Below are 18,141 nucleotides of genomic sequence, written 5' to 3'. Positions count from 1 at the left end.
GCACGTTTCAAAATATGATAAAGCTTGAAAATAAGCTGAGATTTTTTGATCTGGCAAAGATTCGACATATGTCAGAAGATGCTGCCGTCCGGCCCCGTAATTTGTGATAGCAAATGAGGTGCGGCGAATAGCATTGGCTATGCTAATGATGGCCGCCTCTGCATACCGTGCTCTAAGTATGTGATTAAGATACAATGAGCCAAGGTAGTTAGGAAAAGCCGGTATCTCCGGCGCGGAGCATTTTTGAGACGAGATAAGCCTGGAGCAATGAAAGTATCCAGCGCGTAATCAGACCATGGCATGGCAGGCTACTTCCCTCTCGCAATGATCTCGAGCACTGTTGCGAACGATTGGTCTCACGTCAACTGATACTTCACCGGCTTGACCGGTTCCGGCAGATGGGCTTCGCCCACCGCTTCCAGCAGGTCGATTTCGATGATGCGGACCATGGCGTCGAGGGGCAGGTCGTTGGGCAGGGTGCCGAACGGCTCCTCCAGCTCGTCGCCCAGCGCGTCCAGCCCGAAGAAGGCATAGGCCAGCACCAGGCTGAACAGCGGAGTCATGATGCCGCACGTCTCCCACAGACCGAACGGCGACAGCAGGCAGAAGATCCACGAGGTCCGGTGCAGCAGCAGCGAATAGGCGAACGGCGTCGGCGTGCTGCGGATGCGCTCGCACGCGGCCTGCACGGCGTTCATCTCCTCGATGCGGTCTTCCAGCAGGCGCAGGGTGACTTCGCCGAAGGCCCCGGCCCGGTGGGCGGCGATGATCTCGTGGGTCAGCAGGCGGGTGATGGCCTGCGGCTTGTTGCGGGCGGCGGCCACGCGGACGGCCTCGGCGGCGGGAATCCACGGCACGGCGGCGGCCAGCTCGTCCCGCCCCCGCAGCCGCGCCGACAGGCAGGCACAAAAACCGATCACCCGCCGCACGGCCCGTTCGCCGGCATCCCCCGGCAGCAGGGCGGGAAACTCCCGCCCGATGGCGCGGGCCTGGGCAATCAGGTGGCCCCACTGTTTGCGCGCCTCCCACCAGCGGTCGTAGCAGGCGTTGTTGCGGAAACCGAGGAAGATCGACAGCACCAGCCCGATCAGGCTGAACGGCGCCAGCGAGATGGACGGGAGCGGCTGCGCCCAGAGATGGGGCACCGCCACCACCACGGCAGCGGCCAGAACCACCACCAGCATGCGGGGCCAGATCTGCGGCACCACCGATCCACGGATGGCGAACAGCATGGACAGGGAACTGCCGGTGGCGCGGACGATCATGGGCGGGTCTCCATGGCGAAAGCGGCCCCGTCATACCCGTCTTTCCCCTGCGCGCAAAGGCCGCACCGGCGGATGGCTGCGATGCGTTCAGCCCCGCAGCCGTTCCAGCGCCCGGCGATAGGCGGCGACGATGGCGCCGTGGCGCACGTGCCGCCCGTCCCGCACCACCACGCACCCCGCCGCCACCACGCCGCGCACCCCGTGGCCGCTGCCGGCGAAGACGTGGGCGTCCAGCAGCGCATCGCCGTCCCGTCCCATCAGCCTGGGATCGTCGGGGTTCAGGATCACCAGATCGGCGGGCTGGCCCGCGGCGATGCCCGGCGTGCCGGGCCGCCCCAGCGCCTGCGTCCCCCCGGCCAAGGCCGTGCGGTAGAGGCCGGCGCCGATGGACGCTTCCCCCGGCTGGCGCAGGACGTTGCGCTGACGCGCCGCCAGCCGCTGGCCGTATTCCAGCAGCCGCAGATCCTCGGTGGGCGACACGCTGATGTGGCTGTCCGACCCGATGCCGAACCGCCCGCCGTGGGCGAGGAAGGCCGGGGCGGGGAACAGCCCGTCGCCCAGATTGGCCTCCGTCGTCGGGCACAGCCCGGCCACCGCCCCGCACCGGGCCACGGCGGCGGTCTCGTCCGCCGTCATGTGGGTGGCGTGGACCAGGCACCAATCGGGCGACACCGGCGCATGATCCAGCAGCCATTCCACCGGGCGCCGCCCGCTCCACGCCACACAGGCATCCACCTCCGCCGTCTGTTCGGCGATGTGGATGTGGACCGGCGTGCCGGGGGGCAGGCCGTCCAGCGCCGCCGCCATCTCGTCCGCCGTCACCGCGCGCAGGGAATGCAGCGCCAGCCCGGTGCGCCAGCCGGTGCGCCCGGCCATGGCACGAGCGGCGGCGTCCAGGATGGCGCGCAGCCCGCCGGGGGTGTTGAGGAACCGCCGCTGCCCGTCCGCCGGGGGCTGCCCGCCGAACCCGCCGTGGGCGTACAGCACCGGCAGCAGGGTCAGCCCGATGCCCGCGGTGTCGGCGGCGGCGATGATGCGGGTGGCCATCTCCGCCCGGTCGGCATAGGGGGTGCCGTCCGGGGCGTGGTGCAGGTAATGAAACTCCGCCACCGCCGTGTAGCCCTGGGTCAGCATCTCACTATAGAGCAAGGCCGCGATGGCCTGGGCGTCCTCGGGCGTCAGGCGGCGGACGAAGCCGTACATGGTGTCCCGCCACGTCCAGAAACTGTCCTCCGCCGGTCCCGCCCGTTCGGCCAGCCCGGCCATGGCCCGCTGAAAGGCGTGGCTGTGCAGGTTGGGCATGCCGGGGATCACCGGCCCGTCCGCCCGCGGCAGCGCGGGGTCCAGCCCCGGTTCCACCGCTTCGATGCGCCCGTCGGGGGAAAAGCGCACGGTGGTGTCGCCGGCCCAGCCGCCGGGCAGCCGAATCCGCCCGCACGCCAGCCCTGCCAGCCGTTCCATGATCCGCCTCCATCAGCCGTCGTCCGGGCTTGAGAGTGGGGCCGCCGGGGCGGCAAAACCAGCGTTTCGCACGATCATGCAAAAACCAGGATTTTTATTCGAAGGATCGGTGGAAAATGCGCGGCTTGTGCATCTCTTTGCAGAGACCCCCGACGCTTGTTGCGTTTATCCTCATTTTATTATCGCACGGTTCCAGTCGGATATAGAGGTGGATGCCATGAAGGTCGTCGTGCTGGGTGGTGGGGTGATCGGGGTGACCACGGCCTATTATCTGGCCAAGGACGGCCACGCGGTGACGGTCATCGACCGCCAGCCGGGTGCGGCGCTGGAAACCAGCTATGCCAACGCGGGCGAGGTGTCGCCGGGCTATTCCGCCCCCTGGGCCGGGCCGGGCGTGCCGCTGAAGGCGATCAAATGGCTGCTGATGAAACATTCGCCGCTGGTCATCCGCCCGCGCATGGACCCGCGCATGTGGACATGGATGGCGCAGATGCTGCGCAACTGCACCGCCGCCCGCTACGCCGTGAACAAGGGCCGCATGGTGCGTCTGGCCGAATACAGCCGCGACTGCCTGCGCGACCTGCGCGCCGACACCGGCATCACCTATGACGAGCGCACCCAGGGCACGCTCCAGCTTTTCCGCACCGCCAAGCAGGTGGACGCCGCCGCCGGCGACATCGCGGTGCTGAAGCAGTACGGTGTTCCGTTCGAGGTGCTGGACCCCGCCGGCTGCGTCCAGGCCGAACCGGCCCTGGCCGCGGTGCGGGAAAAGATCGCCGGCGGCCTGCGCCTGCCGGGGGACGAGACCGGCGACTGCCACCTGTTCACCCAGCGTCTGGCAGCATTGGCCGCCGGGCTGGGGGTGGAGTTCCGCTACGGCACCGCCATCCAGGGGCTGCACACCGACGGCCGCCGCATCACCCATGTGACCACCGACCAGGGCGAGGTCACCGCCGACCGGTTCGTGCTGGCGCTGGGCAGCTATTCGCCCATGCTGCTGAAGGGGGTGGGCGTGTCGATCCCGGTCTATCCGGTCAAGGGCTATTCCATCACCGTTCCCATCACCGACGCCGCGGCGGCGCCGGAATCCACCGTGATGGACGAAACCTACAAGATCGCCATCACCCGTCTGGGCGACCGCATCCGCGTGGGCGGCACGGCGGAAATCGCCGGCTATGACCTGACGCTGCACGCCGAGCGCCGGGCAGCATTGGAGCATTCGGTCAGCGACCTGTTCCCCCGCGGCGGCGACGTGGGCAAGGCGGAGTTCTGGACCGGCCTGCGGCCCATGACCCCCGACGGCACGCCGGTGATCGGCCACACACCGTACAGCAACCTGTTCCTCAACACCGGACACGGCACGCTGGGATGGACCATGGCCTGCGGCTCGGGCCGGCTGGTGGCCGATCTGGTGGGCGGGCGCAAGCCGCAGACCGAAACCCAGGGGCTGGACGAGTCGCGCTACCGCGCCGCCGCTTAAGGGCGGGACGCACCGAAAAAAAACGCCCCTGCCGGGAAACCGGCGGGGGCGTTCGAGTTTTCAAAGGACGCTCCCGAAGCCCCGGATCAGCCGGGGCCTCAGACCACAAGGAAATGCATGCGCACCGCCCGACGGGCGTGTGGATGCCTTTCACATCTCACCATAACCGCAAGTGCCGCCGGGGATCTTTGCAAATCGTTGCCGATTGAGCGAAAATCCGCTCCCCTATCGCACAATCGACACACTTCCCGGAAAAATCGGCTCCTCCCATGCGCGCCCGCGACGGTATCGACGACAAAATCATCCGCCTCTTGCGGGCGGATGGCCGCATGAGCAACGCCAAGCTGGCAGAGGAGGTGGGGCTTTCCCCTTCCGCCTGCCTGCGGCGGTTGCACTTGCTCGAACACAGCGGCGTGATTCGCGGATACACCGCCATCATCGACCAACCCGACGTGGAAAAACCCACCGTCGTCATCGTCCAGATCACCCTGGAGCGCCAGACTGAGGAATACCTGCGCCGATTCGAGCAGGAGGTGCGCAAGCACCCCGAGGTGCAGGAATGCTATCTGATGACCGGCATGGCCGATTATCTGCTGCGGGTGGAGGCCCGCGATTCGGGCGATTACGAGCGGATTCACACCGAACTGCTGTCGCGCCTGCCCGGCGTGGCGCGCATCCAATCCAACTTCGCCATCCGCAGCGTGGTGGCTGGGGGGCTGCGCCCGCCGCCGGGGTCCACCCTCAAACCCTGACGGGCACACTCTGGCCCGAATGGCGGGGCTGCCGGATTTTTGCGGCGGACGGGGCGGTGCGTTCTATATTGTTCCCCATGGTTTCACATGGCTGGCCGCCATTTTACACCGCCGCCTTGTGTCTTTGTGGAAGGATCACGCTATGGATGACACCGCCTTCGCCGAAGACGCCCTTGCAGCCCTGGCCCGTTCCGGCACCGGCGGGCTGTGGGAGACCTTGTGTGCGGAGGCGCTGAAGGCGGCGGGCGACGAGCCGCTGCTGCGCGACCACATCGAATGCCGGGTGCTGCGCCACGCCGGATTCGCCGAGGCGCTGGCCTTCCTCCTGGCGGTGAAGCTGGAGGACGGCACCATGACCGAGGCCAAGCTGGAGGGGCTGGTCCACGCCGCCATCGACGCCGACCCCGCCATCGCTGATGCGGCGGCGGAGGATCTGGCCGCCATCGTCGCCCGCGACCCGGCGTCCGACGGGCTGCTGACGCCGTTCCTCTATTTCAAGGGCTTCCACGCGCTGCAATGGCACCGGGTGGCCCACTGGCTGTGGACCCATGGCCGCACCCCGCTCGCCCATTTCCTGCAAAGCCGGGTGTCGGAGGTGTTCGCGGTGGACATTCACCCGGCGGTGCCGGTGGGCCGGCGGGTGTTCATCGACCACGGCACCGGCGTGGTGATCGGTGAGACGGCGGTGGTGGGCAACGATGTGTCCATCCTACAGAACGTCACCCTGGGCGGCACCGGCAAGGAGCACGGCGACCGCCACCCCAAGGTGCGCGACGGCGTGCTGCTGGCCGCCGGGGCCAAGGTGCTGGGCAACATCACCATCGGCGCGCGGGCCAAGGTGGGGGCGGGCAGCGTCGTCCTGCGCGACGTGCCGCCGTGCGCCACCGTGGCCGGGGTGCCGGCCCGCATCGTCGGGTGGTGCGCCGACAGCGTGACGCCGGCTCTGGCCATGGACCAGAGCCTGCCGGAACCCGATTACCATATCTGAGCAAACAATCACAGGATGGTCCGTTGCGCCAGAGTGCGCAGCGGATGGTTGAGGGCAAGATCAGCCCCGATATTTGTGTATGTCTGGTCTGTGGCGGCATCGGGTGAGAACCACCCGATGGCCGCGCTTGCGGCGTTATGACGCATCGCGCAATGAGACTCATTCTTACAAGCATTACGTCAGATACATTGGCGATGCGTTCCGGGAACACTCCGGTGTGTAGCGGGCCGGGACGCGGCACAGTCTTTGACGAAAGGCCAGACCCATGAGCGTCACGGCAACCACCGCCGATCCTTCCCGCATCGCGCTCCCCCGCATCGCGCTGGTCGGCAACCCCAACTGCGGCAAGACCGCCCTGTTCAACGCCCTGACCGGCAGCCGGCAAAAGGTCGCCAACTACCCCGGCGTGACGGTGGAACGCAAGCTGGGCTATTTCCGCAGCCCCGCCGGCACGCGGGTGCAGTTGATCGACCTGCCCGGCACCTATTCCCTGCGCGCCCGCAGCCCGGACGAGGAGGTCACCCGCGACGTGGTGCTGGGCCGCTTCGCCCACGAGGCGCCGCCGGACGTCATCATCTTCGTGGCCGACGCCACCAACCTGCGGCTCAACCTGCGGCTGGTGCTGGAACTGCGCAAGCTGGGCCGCCCGATCATCCTGGCGCTCAACATGATGGACATGGCGGAGCGCCAGGGCTTCCGCATCGACCCGGCGGCGCTGTCGGCGGCGCTGGGCGTGCCGGTGGTGCCGACGGTGGCGGTCAAGCGCGACGGCATCGCCGGGCTGCTGGCCCAGATCGACCACACCGTGGCCGCCGGCGGCCTCGCCCCCTTGGGCGGGTGCGCGTGGAGCGAGCCCTCCTCGCTGGACCTGCGCGCCTATCACCGTCAGGTCGAAGAGATCCTGGCCGAGGCCATCCACACCCGGGGCGAGCCGTCGCGCGCCACCCGGCGGATCGACGCGGTGCTGCTGCACCCGGTGGTGGGGCTGGCGTTCCTGTTCCTGGTGCTGTTCTTGATGTTCCAGGCGGTGTTCGCCTGGGCCGAGGCGCCCATGAAGCTGATCGACGGCGGCGTCACGGCGCTGCAGGCCGGCATCGGCGGCGCGCTGCCCGAGGGGATGCTGAAAAGCCTGCTGGTGGACGGCATCCTGGCCGGGGTGGGCAGCGTCATCATCTTTCTGCCGCAGATCCTGATCCTGTTCTTCTTCATCCAGATGCTGGAGGACTCAGGGTATATGGCGCGGGCGGCGTTCCTGCTGGACCGGCTGATGGGGGGTGTGGGGCTGCACGGGCGGGCCTTCATCCCGCTGCTGTCCAGCTTCGCCTGCGCCGTGCCCGGCATCATGGCGGCGCGCACCATCGAGAACCGCGCCGACCGGCTGGCGACCATCATGATCGCGCCGCTGATGACCTGTTCGGCGCGGCTGCCGGTCTATACCCTGCTGATTGCCGCCTTCGTGCCCCATGAGGCGGTTCTGGGCGGTCTGGTGGGGCTGGAAGGGCTGGTGATGTTCGCGCTCTACGCCACCGGCATCCTGTCGGCGCTGACGGTGGCCTTCGTGCTCAAGCGCACCATCTTCCGCGGGGCGCGGGAGCCGCTGCTGATGGAACTGCCGGCCTACCGCCTGCCGCGCCCGTCGAACGTGTTCCTGGGGCTGATGGAGCGGGCCAAGGCGTTCCTGGTGCGCGCCGGCACGATCATCTTCGCCATCATGGTGGTGCTGTGGTTCCTGTCGTCGGTGCCCGGCGCGCCGGAGGGGGCCACGGGTCCGGCCATCGACTACAGCTTCGCCGGCATGCTGGGCCACGCCCTGGCGCCGCTGCTGGCCCCCATCGGCTTCACCTGGCAGATCGCCATCGCGCTGGTGCCCGGCATGGCGGCGCGCGAGGTGGCGGTGGCGGCACTGGGCACCGTCTACGCCCTGTCGGAAACCGGGGACGCGCTGGAAAGCTCGCTGGCCGGCGTGCTGGCCGCCGACTGGAGCCTGCCGACCGCGCTGTCGCTGCTGGTGTGGTTCGTCTTCGCCCCCCAATGCGTGTCCACGCTGGGGGTGGTGCGGCGGGAGACCAACTCCGCCTTCTGGCCGGCGGTGATGTTCGTGTACTTGACGGCGCTGGCCTATGGCGCCTCCTTCGTCACCTACCGCGTGGCGTCGGCGCTGTTGGGGTAAGGTGTGCCCACAGATGTGCTCAAAGGCTGGGCAAAAGAATGCAAGGGCGGGGATGTCCCCGCCCTTTTGCCGTGCTGCGGCAGGGCGTCTGCGACCATAGTATAATTTACCCGTTCCCTGGAAAAGCGGATCAATTGTCCGGTCAAAACCTATCGGGCCGATGATCCACGAACGGCCCGCCAGAACCAGAGGAACGGCCCATGATCCCCCAGGCTCTCGAAACGCTGCAGAAAGAAATCGCGCTGCGTCCCCGGTATGACAATTTCATCGGCGGTGAATGGGTTGCGCCGGTGGAAGGCCGTTACTTCACCAACCTTACCCCCATCACCGGCAAGCCGCTGTGCGAAGTGGCCCGTTCGTCGGCCGCCGACGTGGAGAAGGCGCTGGACGCCGCCCACAAGGCCAAGGACGCCTGGGGCCGCACCTCGCCGACCGAGCGCTCGAACATCCTGCTCAAGATCGCCGACCGCATGGAACAGCGGCTTGAGACCATCGCGCTGGCCGAGACGCTCGACAACGGCAAGCCGATCCGTGAAACCCGCGCCGCCGACGTGCCGCTGGCCATCGACCACTTCCGCTACTTCGCCGGCTGCGTCCGCGCCCAGGAAGGCTCGATCGCCGAGATCGACCACACCACCTACGCCTATCACTTCCATGAACCGCTGGGCGTGGTCGGCCAGATCATTCCGTGGAACTTCCCGCTGCTGATGGCCGCGTGGAAGGTCGCCCCGGCTCTCGCCGCCGGCAACTGCATCGTGCTGAAGCCCGCCGAGCAGACCCCGATGGCGATCATGGTCCTGATGGACATCATCGGCGATCTGCTGCCGCCGGGCGTGCTGAACGTCGTCAACGGCTTCGGCATCGAGGCGGGCAAGCCGCTCGCCACCTCCAAGCGCATCGCCAAGGTGGCGTTCACCGGTGAGACCTCCACCGGCCGCCTGATCATGCAGTACGCCTCGGAAAACATCATCCCGGTCACGCTGGAGCTGGGCGGCAAGTCGCCGAACATCTTCTTCGCCGACGTGATGAACGAGGACGACGATTTCTTCGACAAGGCGCTCGAAGGCTTCGCCATGTTCGCCCTGAACCAGGGTGAGGTCTGCACCTGCCCGTCCCGCGTCCTGGTGCAGAAGTCGATCTACGACCGCTTCATCGAACGCGCCGTTGACCGCGTGTCCAAGGTGAAGCAGGGCCATCCGCTGGACCCCAACACCATGATCGGCGCCCAGGCGTCGCAGGAACAGCTCGAGAAGATCCTGTCCTACATCGACATCGGCCGCCAGGAAGGCGCCAAGGTGCTGATCGGCGGCGAGCGCGCCCATCTGGGCGGCGAGCTGGAAGGCGGCTACTACGTCACGCCGACCATCCTCGAAGGCAACAACAAGATGCGCGTCTTCCAGGAAGAAATCTTCGGCCCGGTGGTGTCGGTCACCACCTTCGACACCGAGGAAGAAGCCCTGGCCATCGCCAACGACACCAACTTCGGTCTGGGTGCCGGTGTGTGGAGCCGTGACGGCAACCGCGCCTTCCGCATGGGCCGCGGCATCCAGGCGGGCCGCGTGTGGACCAACTGCTACCACCTGTACCCGGCCCACGCGGCCTTCGGCGGCTACAAGCAGTCGGGCATCGGCCGTGAAACCCACAAGATGATGCTGGACCACTATCAGCAGACCAAGAACCTCCTGGTCAGCTACAGCCCGAAGGCTCTCGGCTTCTTCTAAGCCGGTGCGTTCCTCCCTATCGGGTGAGACTTAGCCGGGGGCGCACAGCCCCCGGCTTTTTTTGCTGTTCTTCCCGGCACCACCGTATGGAGAGCCATCCCATGACCATTGCGCGCGTGACCGTCAGCCCAGCCGCCGCCGCCCTGATCGGCCGGCTGTCCGCGGTGCATGGGCCGTTGATCTTCCACCTGTCGGGGGGCTGTTGCGACGGCTCCGCCCCCCTGTGCCTGCCGGCGGACGGCTTCCGGCTGGGCGGGCGCGACCTGCGGGTGGGGGAGGCGGAGGGCGCCCCCTTCTACATGGCCGACGATGTGTTCGCCTATTGGGAGCACAGTCAGGTGTTGCTGGATGTGGTCGAATCGCGCAGCGGCGGCTTTTCGCTGGAAGCACCGGACGGGGTGCGGTTCATCGCCCGCGCCCGCCTGTTCACCGACGCCGAGTTGCCCGACGTGGCGCGCCCCAGGCCGGCGCTGGCCTGATACCCTCCGCCCCGCAGACAAAGGTGCCGTAAGACGATGGTCGAATCCCCCCTGCACCGGATCGGCCTTGCCCGCCGCCATCCCTGGAGTACTTTGGCACAGAAGGATTCCCAGACCGAGGATGGTGCCATGGCTCCAGCAGCCCCGCCGGCGGCCAAGGCCGGCGCACCCGGCGGGGGCACCGCCCCCTTGCCCCAGGCGGTGTCGCTGGCCGGCGACCCGCGCACGGCGGCGCGCGAACTGCATGCCGCCCTGTGGCGGCCGGGGCTGGAGGCGGTGGTGGTCTTCTGCTCTCCCAGCTTCGACCGCACGGTGCTGGCGGCGGCGCTCGCCGAACGCTTCGGCACGGTGCCGGTGATCGGCTGCACCACGGCGGGGGAGATCGGGCCGTGCGGCTATCTGTCGGGCGCCCTGGTGGGGGTGGGTTTCCCGGCGGAGGATTTCAGCGTCGTCACCGCCCGCATGGACGATATCGGGCGGTTCGAGGTGGCCGACAGCACCACCGTCGCCCGCACCCTGCTGACCGCCCGCGACCGGGCGCTGGCCGAACGCGCCCGCCCCATGGAGGGGCAGGACAGCTTCGCCATGCTGCTGATCGACGGCCTGTCCATGAGCGAGGAGACGGTGGTCAGCGCGCTGCACAACGCGCTGATCGACATTCCGCTGTTCGGTGCGTCGGCGGGCGACGACCTGCGCTTCGAACAGACGTTCGTCCTGCATGAGGGGCGGTTCCACGCCAACGCCGCGGTGGTGGCGCTGTTCACCACCGCCCGCCCCTTCACCGTGTTCCGCACCCAGCATTTCGTCAGTTCCGAGCGCAAGATGGTGGTGACCGGCGCCGATCCCCAGCGGCGCATCGTGTCGGAGATCAACGCCGAACCGGCGGGGCCGGAATACGCACGCCTGGTGGGGCTGGAGGGGCAGCCGCTGACGCCGATGATCTTCGCCGCCCACCCGGTGGTGGTGCGGGTGGGCGGGCAGTACCATGTGCGTTCCATCCAGAAGGTGAACGAGGACGAAAGCCTCACCTTCTTCTGCGCCATCGACGAAGGCATCGTGCTGACGGTGGCCGAGGGGGTGGACCCGCTGTTCAACATGGAAGCGCTGATGGAGGGGATCGAGGCGGAAATCGGCCCGCCCGACCTGATTTTGGGCTGCGACTGCATCCTGCGCCGGCTGGAGATGGAGCAGCGCGGGCTGGCCCCGGCCATGGCCGAGCGGCTGACCGCCCACCGGGTCATCGGCTTTTGCGCCTACGGCGAGCAGATCAACGGCATGCACGTCAACCAGACCTTCACCGGCGTTGCGATCGGAAGGCGGTGAGCATGGATTCGAGCACCCCCATCCCCGACGATTCCCAGCGCATCGCAGCATTGGAGCGGGAAAACGCCAAGCTGCGCCGCATCAACAAGGTGCTGATGGACCGCGTGGAACGGTCCATGGATTTCCAGGGCGGCGCCTTCTCCCTGTTCCAGACCGCCATCGTGCTGGAGCACAAGATCCGCGAACGCACGCTGGAACTGGAACGCGCCCTGCGCGAGCTGGAGGTGTCGAACCGCGATCTGGCCCGCGCCAAGGAACTGGCGGAGACCATGCGCACCCGCCTGTCGGAAGCCATCGAGTCGGTGAGCGAGGGCTTCGCCCTGTTCGACGCCGACGACCGGCTGGTGCTGTGCAACCGCAAATACCTGTCCTATTGGCCGGCGTCGGTGTCGCAAAAGATCCTGCCGGGGCTGCCCTTCACGGCCCTGGTCGCCATGGTGGCCGAGGCGCACGGGGTGCTCGACCCCCACCCGCATCAATGGCTCCAGGAACGGCTGAACCACCGCCACGACCTGACCGGCCCCTTCATCAACCGGCTGGCCGACGGGCGGTGGGTGCAGGTGAACGAGCGGCGCACCCGTGACGGCGGCATCGTCGGCGTCTACACCGACATCACCGACCTGAAGGAGCACGAGGCCCGCCGCCGCGAACGGGAACTGGCGGAGAAATCGGCGCTGCTCCAGGCCACGCTGGACAACATCGCGCAAGGGGTGGTGGTGTTCGACGCCGATCAGGACATGGTGGCGTGGAACGGGCGTTTTACCGAACTGCTGCGGCTGCCGGCGGACGCGGCGGCGCCGGGGGCGCGCTTCGGCGACCTGATGGATCACGCGCTGGCCCAGGGCAACCGCGGGCTGGCGCTGGCCGGCATGCTGCGGCGGACGGGGGAGGGCGAACAGCCCTGGCTGGACGGCACGGTGCTGGAGGTGCGGCGCAACCCCATGCCGGGCGGCGGTTTCGTCATCACCTTCACCGACATCACCCAGAGGAAGCGCACCGAAGAGGCCCTGCGCGACGGCGAGCGGCGCATCCGTCTGGTGACCGACGCGGTGCCGGCCCAGATTGCCTATGTGGACGCCGGCCGCTGCTACCGTTTCGTCAACCATGCCTATGAGGCGTGGTTCAAGCGTCCGCGGGAAACCATCATCGGCCACACCATGCCCTCGCTGCTGGGGGAGGCGGATTACGCCATCCGCCGCCCCTATGTGGAGCGGGTGCTGGCGGGCGAGGACGTCACCTTCGAGCTGGAACTGGCGGGGGAGGGGGGCGAGATGCGTTTCGCCGTCGCCTCCTACATCCCCCATTTCGGGCCGCAGCGGGAGGTGATGGGCTTCTTCGCCCTGATCCACGACATCACCGAGCGCCGCCGGGTGGCCCAGGCGCTGGAGGACGCCCGCGACAGCCTGGAGCGCCGGGTGATCGAGCGCACCGCCGAACTGACGCAACTGAACGCCCAATTGCAGCAGGAGGTGCGCGAGCGCGTGGCGGCGGAAGCCGCCCTGCGGCTGGCCAAGGCCGACGCCGAACAGGCCAACCTGTCCAAGACGCGCTTCCTGGCCGCGGCCAGCCACGACCTGTTGCAGCCGCTGAACGCCGCGCGGCTGTTCGTGTCGGCGCTGTCGGATCTGGAGCAGCCGGAAGCCAACGCCGGGCTGGTCCACAACATCGACCTCGCCCTGGCCTCGGTGGAGGATCTGCTGTCCACGCTGCTGGACATCTCCAAGCTCGACGCCGGGGCGGTGACGCCGGAGGTGACCGATTTCCCTCTGCGCGGCGTGCTGGCGCCGCTGGCCACCGAATACGCGCCGGTGGCCGCCGAACGGGGCATCGACCTGACGGTGGTGGCCTCGGGCGCCGTGGTGCGGTCGGACATGCGTCTCCTGCGCCGGATCGTGCAGAACTTCCTGTCCAACGCGCTGCGCTACACCCGTGGGGACGCGGGCGGACGGGCGCGGGTGCTGGTGGGCTGCCGCCGCGCCGGCGACGGCGTGCGGATCGAGGTGTGGGACACCGGCCCCGGCATTCCCCCCGACAAGCAGGCCGAGATCTTCCAGGAGTTCCGCCGGCTGGACACCCCCGGCCCCAACGGGCGCGACCGCGGCATGGGGCTGGGGCTGGCCATCGTGGACCGGGTGGCGCGCATGCTGGACCACCCCATCGCCGTGCAGTCGCGGGTCGGGTTCGGGTCGGTGTTCGCGGTGACGGTGCCGCGGGGCACCGAACGGCGCATCGCCCGCGCCGTGCCGCCGGTGGCGCGCACGGCCGGCGACCGGCTGGCCGGCGCGCGGGTGCTGGTGCTGGACAACGAGCCGGCGGTGGTGGCGGGGATGGAGGCGCTCTTGCGCGGCTGGGGCTGTGCGGTGGAATCCGCCACCTCGGGCGCCGAGGCCGAAGGGCGGCTGGCGGTGTGGGACACGCCCCCCGACGTGCTGATCGCCGATTACCACCTGGACGACGGGGCGCTGGGCACCCACGAGATCGCCCGCCTGCGCCGGGCGTGCGGGGAGCCGGTGCCGGCGGTGCTGGTCACCGCCAACCGCACCGCCGAATTGGCGGACGAGGCGCGGGAGTGCGGCTGCCATGTGCTGAACAAGCCGGTGAAGCCGGCGCAATTGCGCGCCGTGCTGTCGGGGCTGCTGCCGGGCAAGGGGGCCGGCCCCTGACGTTCTCCCGCCGGCTTCCGCCCGTGACAAAGGGCGGCGGGTGCCTGGGCCTGCGTTGCGCGCCCGCCGCGGGGTGTGTAAGAGTCGGGACGCGGGAACCGCGGGCGGAACGGGATGGCGGGGGCTGGTGTGAAGAGGCTCATGCGGGCGGCGGCGGTCATGCTGGTCCTGACGGCGGGCGGTTGTGCCGTGCCGCCGCCGGAACCGCCGCCGGTGGCGGTGCGGATCGTCCCGGCCTATGCCTTTGCGCTCAACGCCCGGTACGACGATATCCGGGCCATGCTGGGGCATCCCGATCCGGGGCCGCGGTTCGACCGCTACAGCCGGCTGACGGTGGTGACCTACCGCTATCCGTTCCGCGCCATCCAGGCGGAAACCCGGTTCCCCAACGGCACCGTGCGCAGCGAGCTGGTATCGTCCATCAGCCTTTACTTCGACGACAAGGGCACGTTGCTGCGCATGTCGTACGATCCCAACCCCTATTACCCCAGCTTCATCGGCACGCCCGTGGACCGCGTTACGGTGCTGCCGCGGATGGTGTACAGTGACGGGCGGATGACCCCGGTGGAGGCACCGCGATGAGGATGGGCGCGATGCGCGATCGGATGATGATGGGCGGGCTGGTGGTTCTGGTGCTGGGCGTGACGGCCTGCACCCCCGCCCGCAATCCCATGGTGGTGATGGTGGAACCCAGCCCCGTGGCCTACACCGTTCCCGGCGTCGCCACCCCCGCCATGCCGGTGGGAAACATGGTGCCGCTGGCCCCCACCGCCGCCCGCGCCGGCAGCCTGGGGGCGCCGCCGTCCATGGTGCCCGTGGGGGCACCCGCGCCCGGCTTCGCCCCCGGACCGGCACCGGCTTCGCCCCCGGCTGCCCCCGCCGCCCGCACCGGGTCCGGCGGGCCGGTGCCCCTGACGCCGCGGGGGGCTGCCCAGAACGCTCCCATCCCGGCGTCGCCCGTGGTGGCGTTGCCAGGGGCGGCACCGGATCCGGTCCCGGCCGTCCCGCCCGCCGCCGGCATTCCGGCGGGGGCGACGCCGTACCCGCTTCCCATGGTGATTCCCGTCTACACCGCCCCGTCCTACGCCCCACCGCTGAAGGGCAGGACGGCGTTGCCGGTTCTGCAATAACCCCTTACGCCCCCAGGCGGCGGATGGCCTGCAGCGCCGTTTCCAGCGCGTTGAGGAAGTGGGAGCGGTCGGCCTTGCCCAGGGGCGGCGGGCCGCCGGTGATGGCGCCGGTCTCGCGCAGGTGGCGCGACAGTTCCCGCATGGCCAGCGCCTGCCCGATGTTGTCGGCGGTGAAGGGCCGTCCGGTGGGCGACAGCGCCCGCGCCTTGCGTTCCAGGCAGCGGGCGGCCAGGGGGATGTCGGCGGTGACGCACAGGTCGCCCTGCTGGATATGCTCGGCGATCCAGTCGTCGGCGGCGTCCGCCCCCTGCGGCACCAGCACGATGCGGGCCAGCGGGTATGACGGCGGGCGCATGGTGCCGTTGGTCACCAGATGCACCGCCACCCCGTGGCGTTCGGCCACCCGGAACACCTCGTCACGCACCGGGCAGGCGTCGGCGTCCACATAAATTTCGGTCATGTCCGATCCCTTGTTGACCGGGGGGAGGTTATTGGTATTCGGGCCGGGCCGCCAGACCGTCGCGCAGATGCTCGATCAGCAGCCGCACCTTGGGCGACAGGTGGCGGCGCTGGGGATAGACCGCCCACACCGCCGTGTTGGGCGGGCGGTGGGCCGGCAGCAGCGACACCAGCCGCCCGTCGGCCACCGGCTCGCGCACGTAATAGTCGGGCAACTGGCACAGGCCGAACCCGCGCAGGGCCGCGTCCAGCACCGCCGTGCCGCTGTTGCAGCGCCAGCGCCCCTTGGGCGCGAACGGCCATTCCCGCCCGTCGCGCATGAAGGTCCAGGCATCCGCCGTGCCGGTCAGGCAGGCGTGCCCCTCCAGCTCCGACAGCGTGTGGGGCGTGCCGTAGCGTTCAAGGTAGCAGGGGGCGGCGCACAGGTGCATCTCCCGCGGGGCCAGCCGGGTCGCCACCAGGCTGGAATCGCTGAGCCGTCCCAGCCGTACCGCCAGATCCACCCCCTCGTGCACCAGATCCAGCGTGCGGTTGGTCAACTCGATGCTGACGCTGAGGCTGGGGTAGCGGGCGATGAAGTCGTTGACCAGCGGCACCACGAACCGTTCGCCATAGGCCACGGCGCTGGTCAGGCGCAGCAGCCCCTTGGGCTCTCCTTGCAGATCGCGGACGGCCAGCAGCGCCTCGTCCCGTTCCTCCACCAGCCGGCGGCAGTGGCCCAGCAGCACGCCGCCGGCCTCGGTCAGCGTCACCTTGCGGGTGGTGCGGTAGAACAGGCGCGCGCCCAGACGGTCCTCCAGCGCCGCGATGGTGCGGCTGAGCTGGGAGGAGGACAGGCGCAGCCGCCGGGCGGCGGCGGTGAAGCTGCCGGTGTCGGCCACCGCCACGAATTCGTCGATCCCGTCCCACTGGCTCATGCGGTCTGTCCGGCGATTATCCCATTGGTGCAATAATCCTCTTCACCTCCGCCGGATTGTCAACGGCGGCGGTGGTGATAGGGTGGCGTTTCTTGCTACGAACCAACGGGATGGAAGGGGACGGGGATGATTACGTCGCGCGCCGCCGTGGCCTGGGAAGCCAAGAAGCCGCTGCAGATCGAACAGGTGCGGATCGCTCCGCCCAAGGCGGGGGAGGTGCTGGTCCGCCTCGTCGCCACCGGCGTGTGCCACACCGACGCCTACACCCTGTCGGGGGCGGATTCCGAGGGGGTGTTCCCCTGCATCCTCGGCCACGAAGGCGCCGGGGTGGTGGAAGAGGTGGGGCCGGGCGTGACCTCGGTCGCGGTGGGCGATCATGTGATCCCGCTCTACACGCCTGAATGCGGGAAATGCAAATTCTGCCTGTCGGGCAAGACCAACCTGTGCCAGGCCATCCGCGCCACCCAGGGCAAGGGGCTGATGCCCGACGGCACCACCCGCTTCAGCGTGGGCGGCAAGGAGGTGTTCCATTACATGGGCACCTCGACGTTCTCCGAATACACGGTGCTGCCGGAAATCGCGGTGGCGAAGATCAACAAGGAAGCCCCGCTGGAAAAGGTCTGCCTGCTGGGCTGCGGCGTCACCACCGGCATCGGTGCCGTCATGAACACCGCCAAGGTGGAGCCGGGCGCCACCGTCGCCATCTTCGGCCTGGGCGGCATCGGCCTGTCGGCCATCATCGGCGCCACCATGGCCAAGGCGTCGCGCATCATCGGCATCGACATCAACCCGTCGAAGTTCGAGATCGCCCGCCAGCTCGGCGCCACCGATGTCGTCAACCCCCAGGACTATGACCGCCCGATCCAGGAGGTTCTGGTGGAGATGACCGACGGCGGCGTCGATTACTCGTTCGAGTGCATCGGCAACGTGAAGGTCATGCGCGCCGCCCTGGAATGCTGCCACAAGGGCTGGGGCGAGTCGGTCATCATCGGTGTCGCCGGTGCGGGGGAGGAGATCAGCACCCGTCCGTTCCAGCTCGTCACCGGGCGGGTGTGGCGCGGCTCGGCGTTCGGGGGTGTGCGCGGGCGCTCGGAACTGCCGGAATACGTGGAACGCTATCTGCGCGGCGAGTTCGAGTTGGACACCTTCATCACCCACACCATGGGGCTGGAGGATATCAACCACGCCTTCGATCTGATGCACGAGGGCAAGAGCATCCGGTCGGTCATCCTCTACAACCAGTAAGGCGCGCTGGGGCTGCCGCCCCAGGCCCCATCCGGGAAGCACAGCTTCCCGGACCCATCAGCTTTTTAAAAAACTGGGAGTGCGGGCG

General features: G+C 68.8%; 15 protein-coding genes. 11 read left to right on the top strand and 4 right to left on the bottom strand.

Features of this window, described 5'->3' with window-relative positions:
* Positions 1-356: 356 nt before the first annotated feature.
* Together M2352_RS25105 and M2352_RS25100 are read right to left on the bottom strand one after the other, a co-directional pair.
* Positions 357-1,265: a bestrophin family protein gene (locus M2352_RS25105; protein WP_264667243.1), complete on the bottom strand. Its 909-nt coding sequence runs from the start codon at positions 1,263-1,265 to the stop codon at positions 357-359.
* A gap of 87 nt (positions 1,266-1,352) precedes the next feature.
* Complete coding sequence (locus M2352_RS25100; RefSeq protein WP_264667242.1) at positions 1,353-2,726, bottom strand: formimidoylglutamate deiminase; 1,374 nt, start codon at positions 2,724-2,726, stop codon at positions 1,353-1,355.
* Between the two features lie 217 nt (positions 2,727-2,943).
* Between M2352_RS25100 and M2352_RS25095 the strand changes: the two genes are divergently transcribed.
* From M2352_RS25095 to M2352_RS25050, 10 genes are all read left to right on the top strand, one after another.
* Positions 2,944-4,206, top strand: a complete 1,263-nt coding sequence (locus M2352_RS25095; protein ID WP_264667241.1) for a D-amino acid dehydrogenase — start codon at positions 2,944-2,946, stop codon at positions 4,204-4,206.
* 269 nt (positions 4,207-4,475) lie between these two features.
* Entirely contained in the window at positions 4,476-4,958 is a 483-nt protein-coding gene (locus M2352_RS25090; RefSeq protein WP_264667240.1) for an Lrp/AsnC family transcriptional regulator, read from the top strand.
* A gap of 142 nt (positions 4,959-5,100) precedes the next feature.
* A complete protein-coding gene (gene cysE / locus M2352_RS25085) occupies positions 5,101-5,946 on the top strand; it encodes a serine O-acetyltransferase (protein WP_264667239.1) in 846 nt (281 codons plus the stop codon).
* A gap of 265 nt (positions 5,947-6,211) precedes the next feature.
* Entirely contained in the window at positions 6,212-8,116 is a 1,905-nt protein-coding gene (gene feoB, locus M2352_RS25080) for a ferrous iron transport protein B (RefSeq protein WP_264667238.1), read from the top strand.
* A 200-nt stretch (positions 8,117-8,316) separates the two neighbouring features.
* Entirely contained in the window at positions 8,317-9,837 is a 1,521-nt protein-coding gene (gene adh, locus M2352_RS25075; protein ID WP_264667237.1) for an aldehyde dehydrogenase, read from the top strand.
* A 101-nt stretch (positions 9,838-9,938) separates the two neighbouring features.
* Positions 9,939-10,316 carry a DUF779 domain-containing protein gene (locus tag M2352_RS25070; RefSeq protein ID WP_264667236.1) on the top strand — a complete coding sequence of 126 codons (378 nt, stop codon included), beginning with the start codon at positions 9,939-9,941 and terminating at the stop codon, positions 10,314-10,316.
* A gap of 36 nt (positions 10,317-10,352) precedes the next feature.
* Entirely contained in the window at positions 10,353-11,639 is a 1,287-nt protein-coding gene (nosP, locus tag M2352_RS25065; protein ID WP_264667235.1) for a nitric oxide-sensing protein NosP, read from the top strand.
* A gap of 2 nt (positions 11,640-11,641) precedes the next feature.
* Positions 11,642-14,302: a hybrid sensor histidine kinase/response regulator gene (locus M2352_RS25060; RefSeq protein ID WP_264667234.1), complete on the top strand. Its 2,661-nt coding sequence runs from the start codon at positions 11,642-11,644 to the stop codon at positions 14,300-14,302.
* Positions 14,303-14,431: 129 nt separating this feature from the next.
* Positions 14,432-14,884 (top strand): hypothetical protein, encoded by a 453-nt coding sequence (locus M2352_RS25055; protein WP_264667233.1) that lies wholly within the window; start codon positions 14,432-14,434, stop codon positions 14,882-14,884.
* 11 nt (positions 14,885-14,895) lie between these two features.
* Positions 14,896-15,432, top strand: a complete 537-nt coding sequence (locus M2352_RS25050) for a hypothetical protein (protein WP_264667232.1) — start codon at positions 14,896-14,898, stop codon at positions 15,430-15,432.
* A 4-nt stretch (positions 15,433-15,436) separates the two neighbouring features.
* Here the strand turns inward: M2352_RS25050 and M2352_RS25045 are convergent, their stop codons facing one another.
* Positions 15,437-15,892 (bottom strand): YaiI/YqxD family protein, encoded by a 456-nt coding sequence (locus M2352_RS25045; protein ID WP_264667231.1) that lies wholly within the window; start codon positions 15,890-15,892, stop codon positions 15,437-15,439.
* A 28-nt stretch (positions 15,893-15,920) separates the two neighbouring features.
* Entirely contained in the window at positions 15,921-16,808 is an 888-nt protein-coding gene (locus M2352_RS25040) for a LysR family transcriptional regulator (RefSeq protein WP_264667230.1), read from the bottom strand.
* A 129-nt stretch (positions 16,809-16,937) separates the two neighbouring features.
* On the opposite strand from M2352_RS25040, the gene M2352_RS25035 reads away from it, so the two are divergent.
* On the top strand, positions 16,938-18,053 hold the full coding sequence (locus M2352_RS25035) for an S-(hydroxymethyl)glutathione dehydrogenase/class III alcohol dehydrogenase (protein WP_264667365.1): 1,116 nt from the start codon (positions 16,938-16,940) through the stop codon (positions 18,051-18,053).
* Positions 18,054-18,141: the final 88 nt, after the last annotated feature.

Source organism: Azospirillum fermentarium (assembly GCF_025961205.1).
GTDB lineage: Bacteria > Pseudomonadota > Alphaproteobacteria > Azospirillales > Azospirillaceae > Azospirillum > Azospirillum fermentarium.
Note: the sequence above shows the minus strand (reverse complement) of the source record. Positions and strands in the feature narration are given on the sequence as shown.

Bases quoted from the DNA above. Each gene is read 5' to 3' on its own strand.
- M2352_RS25105 (WP_264667243.1), bottom strand. From the start codon at position 1,265: ATGATCGTCCGCGCCACCGGCAGTTCCCTGTCCATGCTGTTCGCCATC.
- M2352_RS25100 (WP_264667242.1), bottom strand. From the start codon at position 2,726: ATGGAACGGCTGGCAGGGCTGGCGTGCGGGCGGATTCGGCTGCCCGGC.
- M2352_RS25095 (WP_264667241.1), top strand. From the start codon at position 2,944: ATGAAGGTCGTCGTGCTGGGTGGTGGGGTGATCGGGGTGACCACGGCC.
- M2352_RS25090 (WP_264667240.1), top strand. From the start codon at position 4,476: ATGCGCGCCCGCGACGGTATCGACGACAAAATCATCCGCCTCTTGCGG.
- cysE (WP_264667239.1), top strand. From the start codon at position 5,101: ATGGATGACACCGCCTTCGCCGAAGACGCCCTTGCAGCCCTGGCCCGT.
- feoB (WP_264667238.1), top strand. From the start codon at position 6,212: ATGAGCGTCACGGCAACCACCGCCGATCCTTCCCGCATCGCGCTCCCC.
- adh (WP_264667237.1), top strand. From the start codon at position 8,317: ATGATCCCCCAGGCTCTCGAAACGCTGCAGAAAGAAATCGCGCTGCGT.
- M2352_RS25070 (WP_264667236.1), top strand. From the start codon at position 9,939: ATGACCATTGCGCGCGTGACCGTCAGCCCAGCCGCCGCCGCCCTGATC.
- nosP (WP_264667235.1), top strand. From the start codon at position 10,353: ATGGTCGAATCCCCCCTGCACCGGATCGGCCTTGCCCGCCGCCATCCC.
- M2352_RS25060 (WP_264667234.1), top strand. From the start codon at position 11,642: ATGGATTCGAGCACCCCCATCCCCGACGATTCCCAGCGCATCGCAGCA.
- M2352_RS25050 (WP_264667232.1), top strand. From the start codon at position 14,896: ATGCGCGATCGGATGATGATGGGCGGGCTGGTGGTTCTGGTGCTGGGC.
- M2352_RS25045 (WP_264667231.1), bottom strand. From the start codon at position 15,892: ATGACCGAAATTTATGTGGACGCCGACGCCTGCCCGGTGCGTGACGAG.
- M2352_RS25040 (WP_264667230.1), bottom strand. From the start codon at position 16,808: ATGAGCCAGTGGGACGGGATCGACGAATTCGTGGCGGTGGCCGACACC.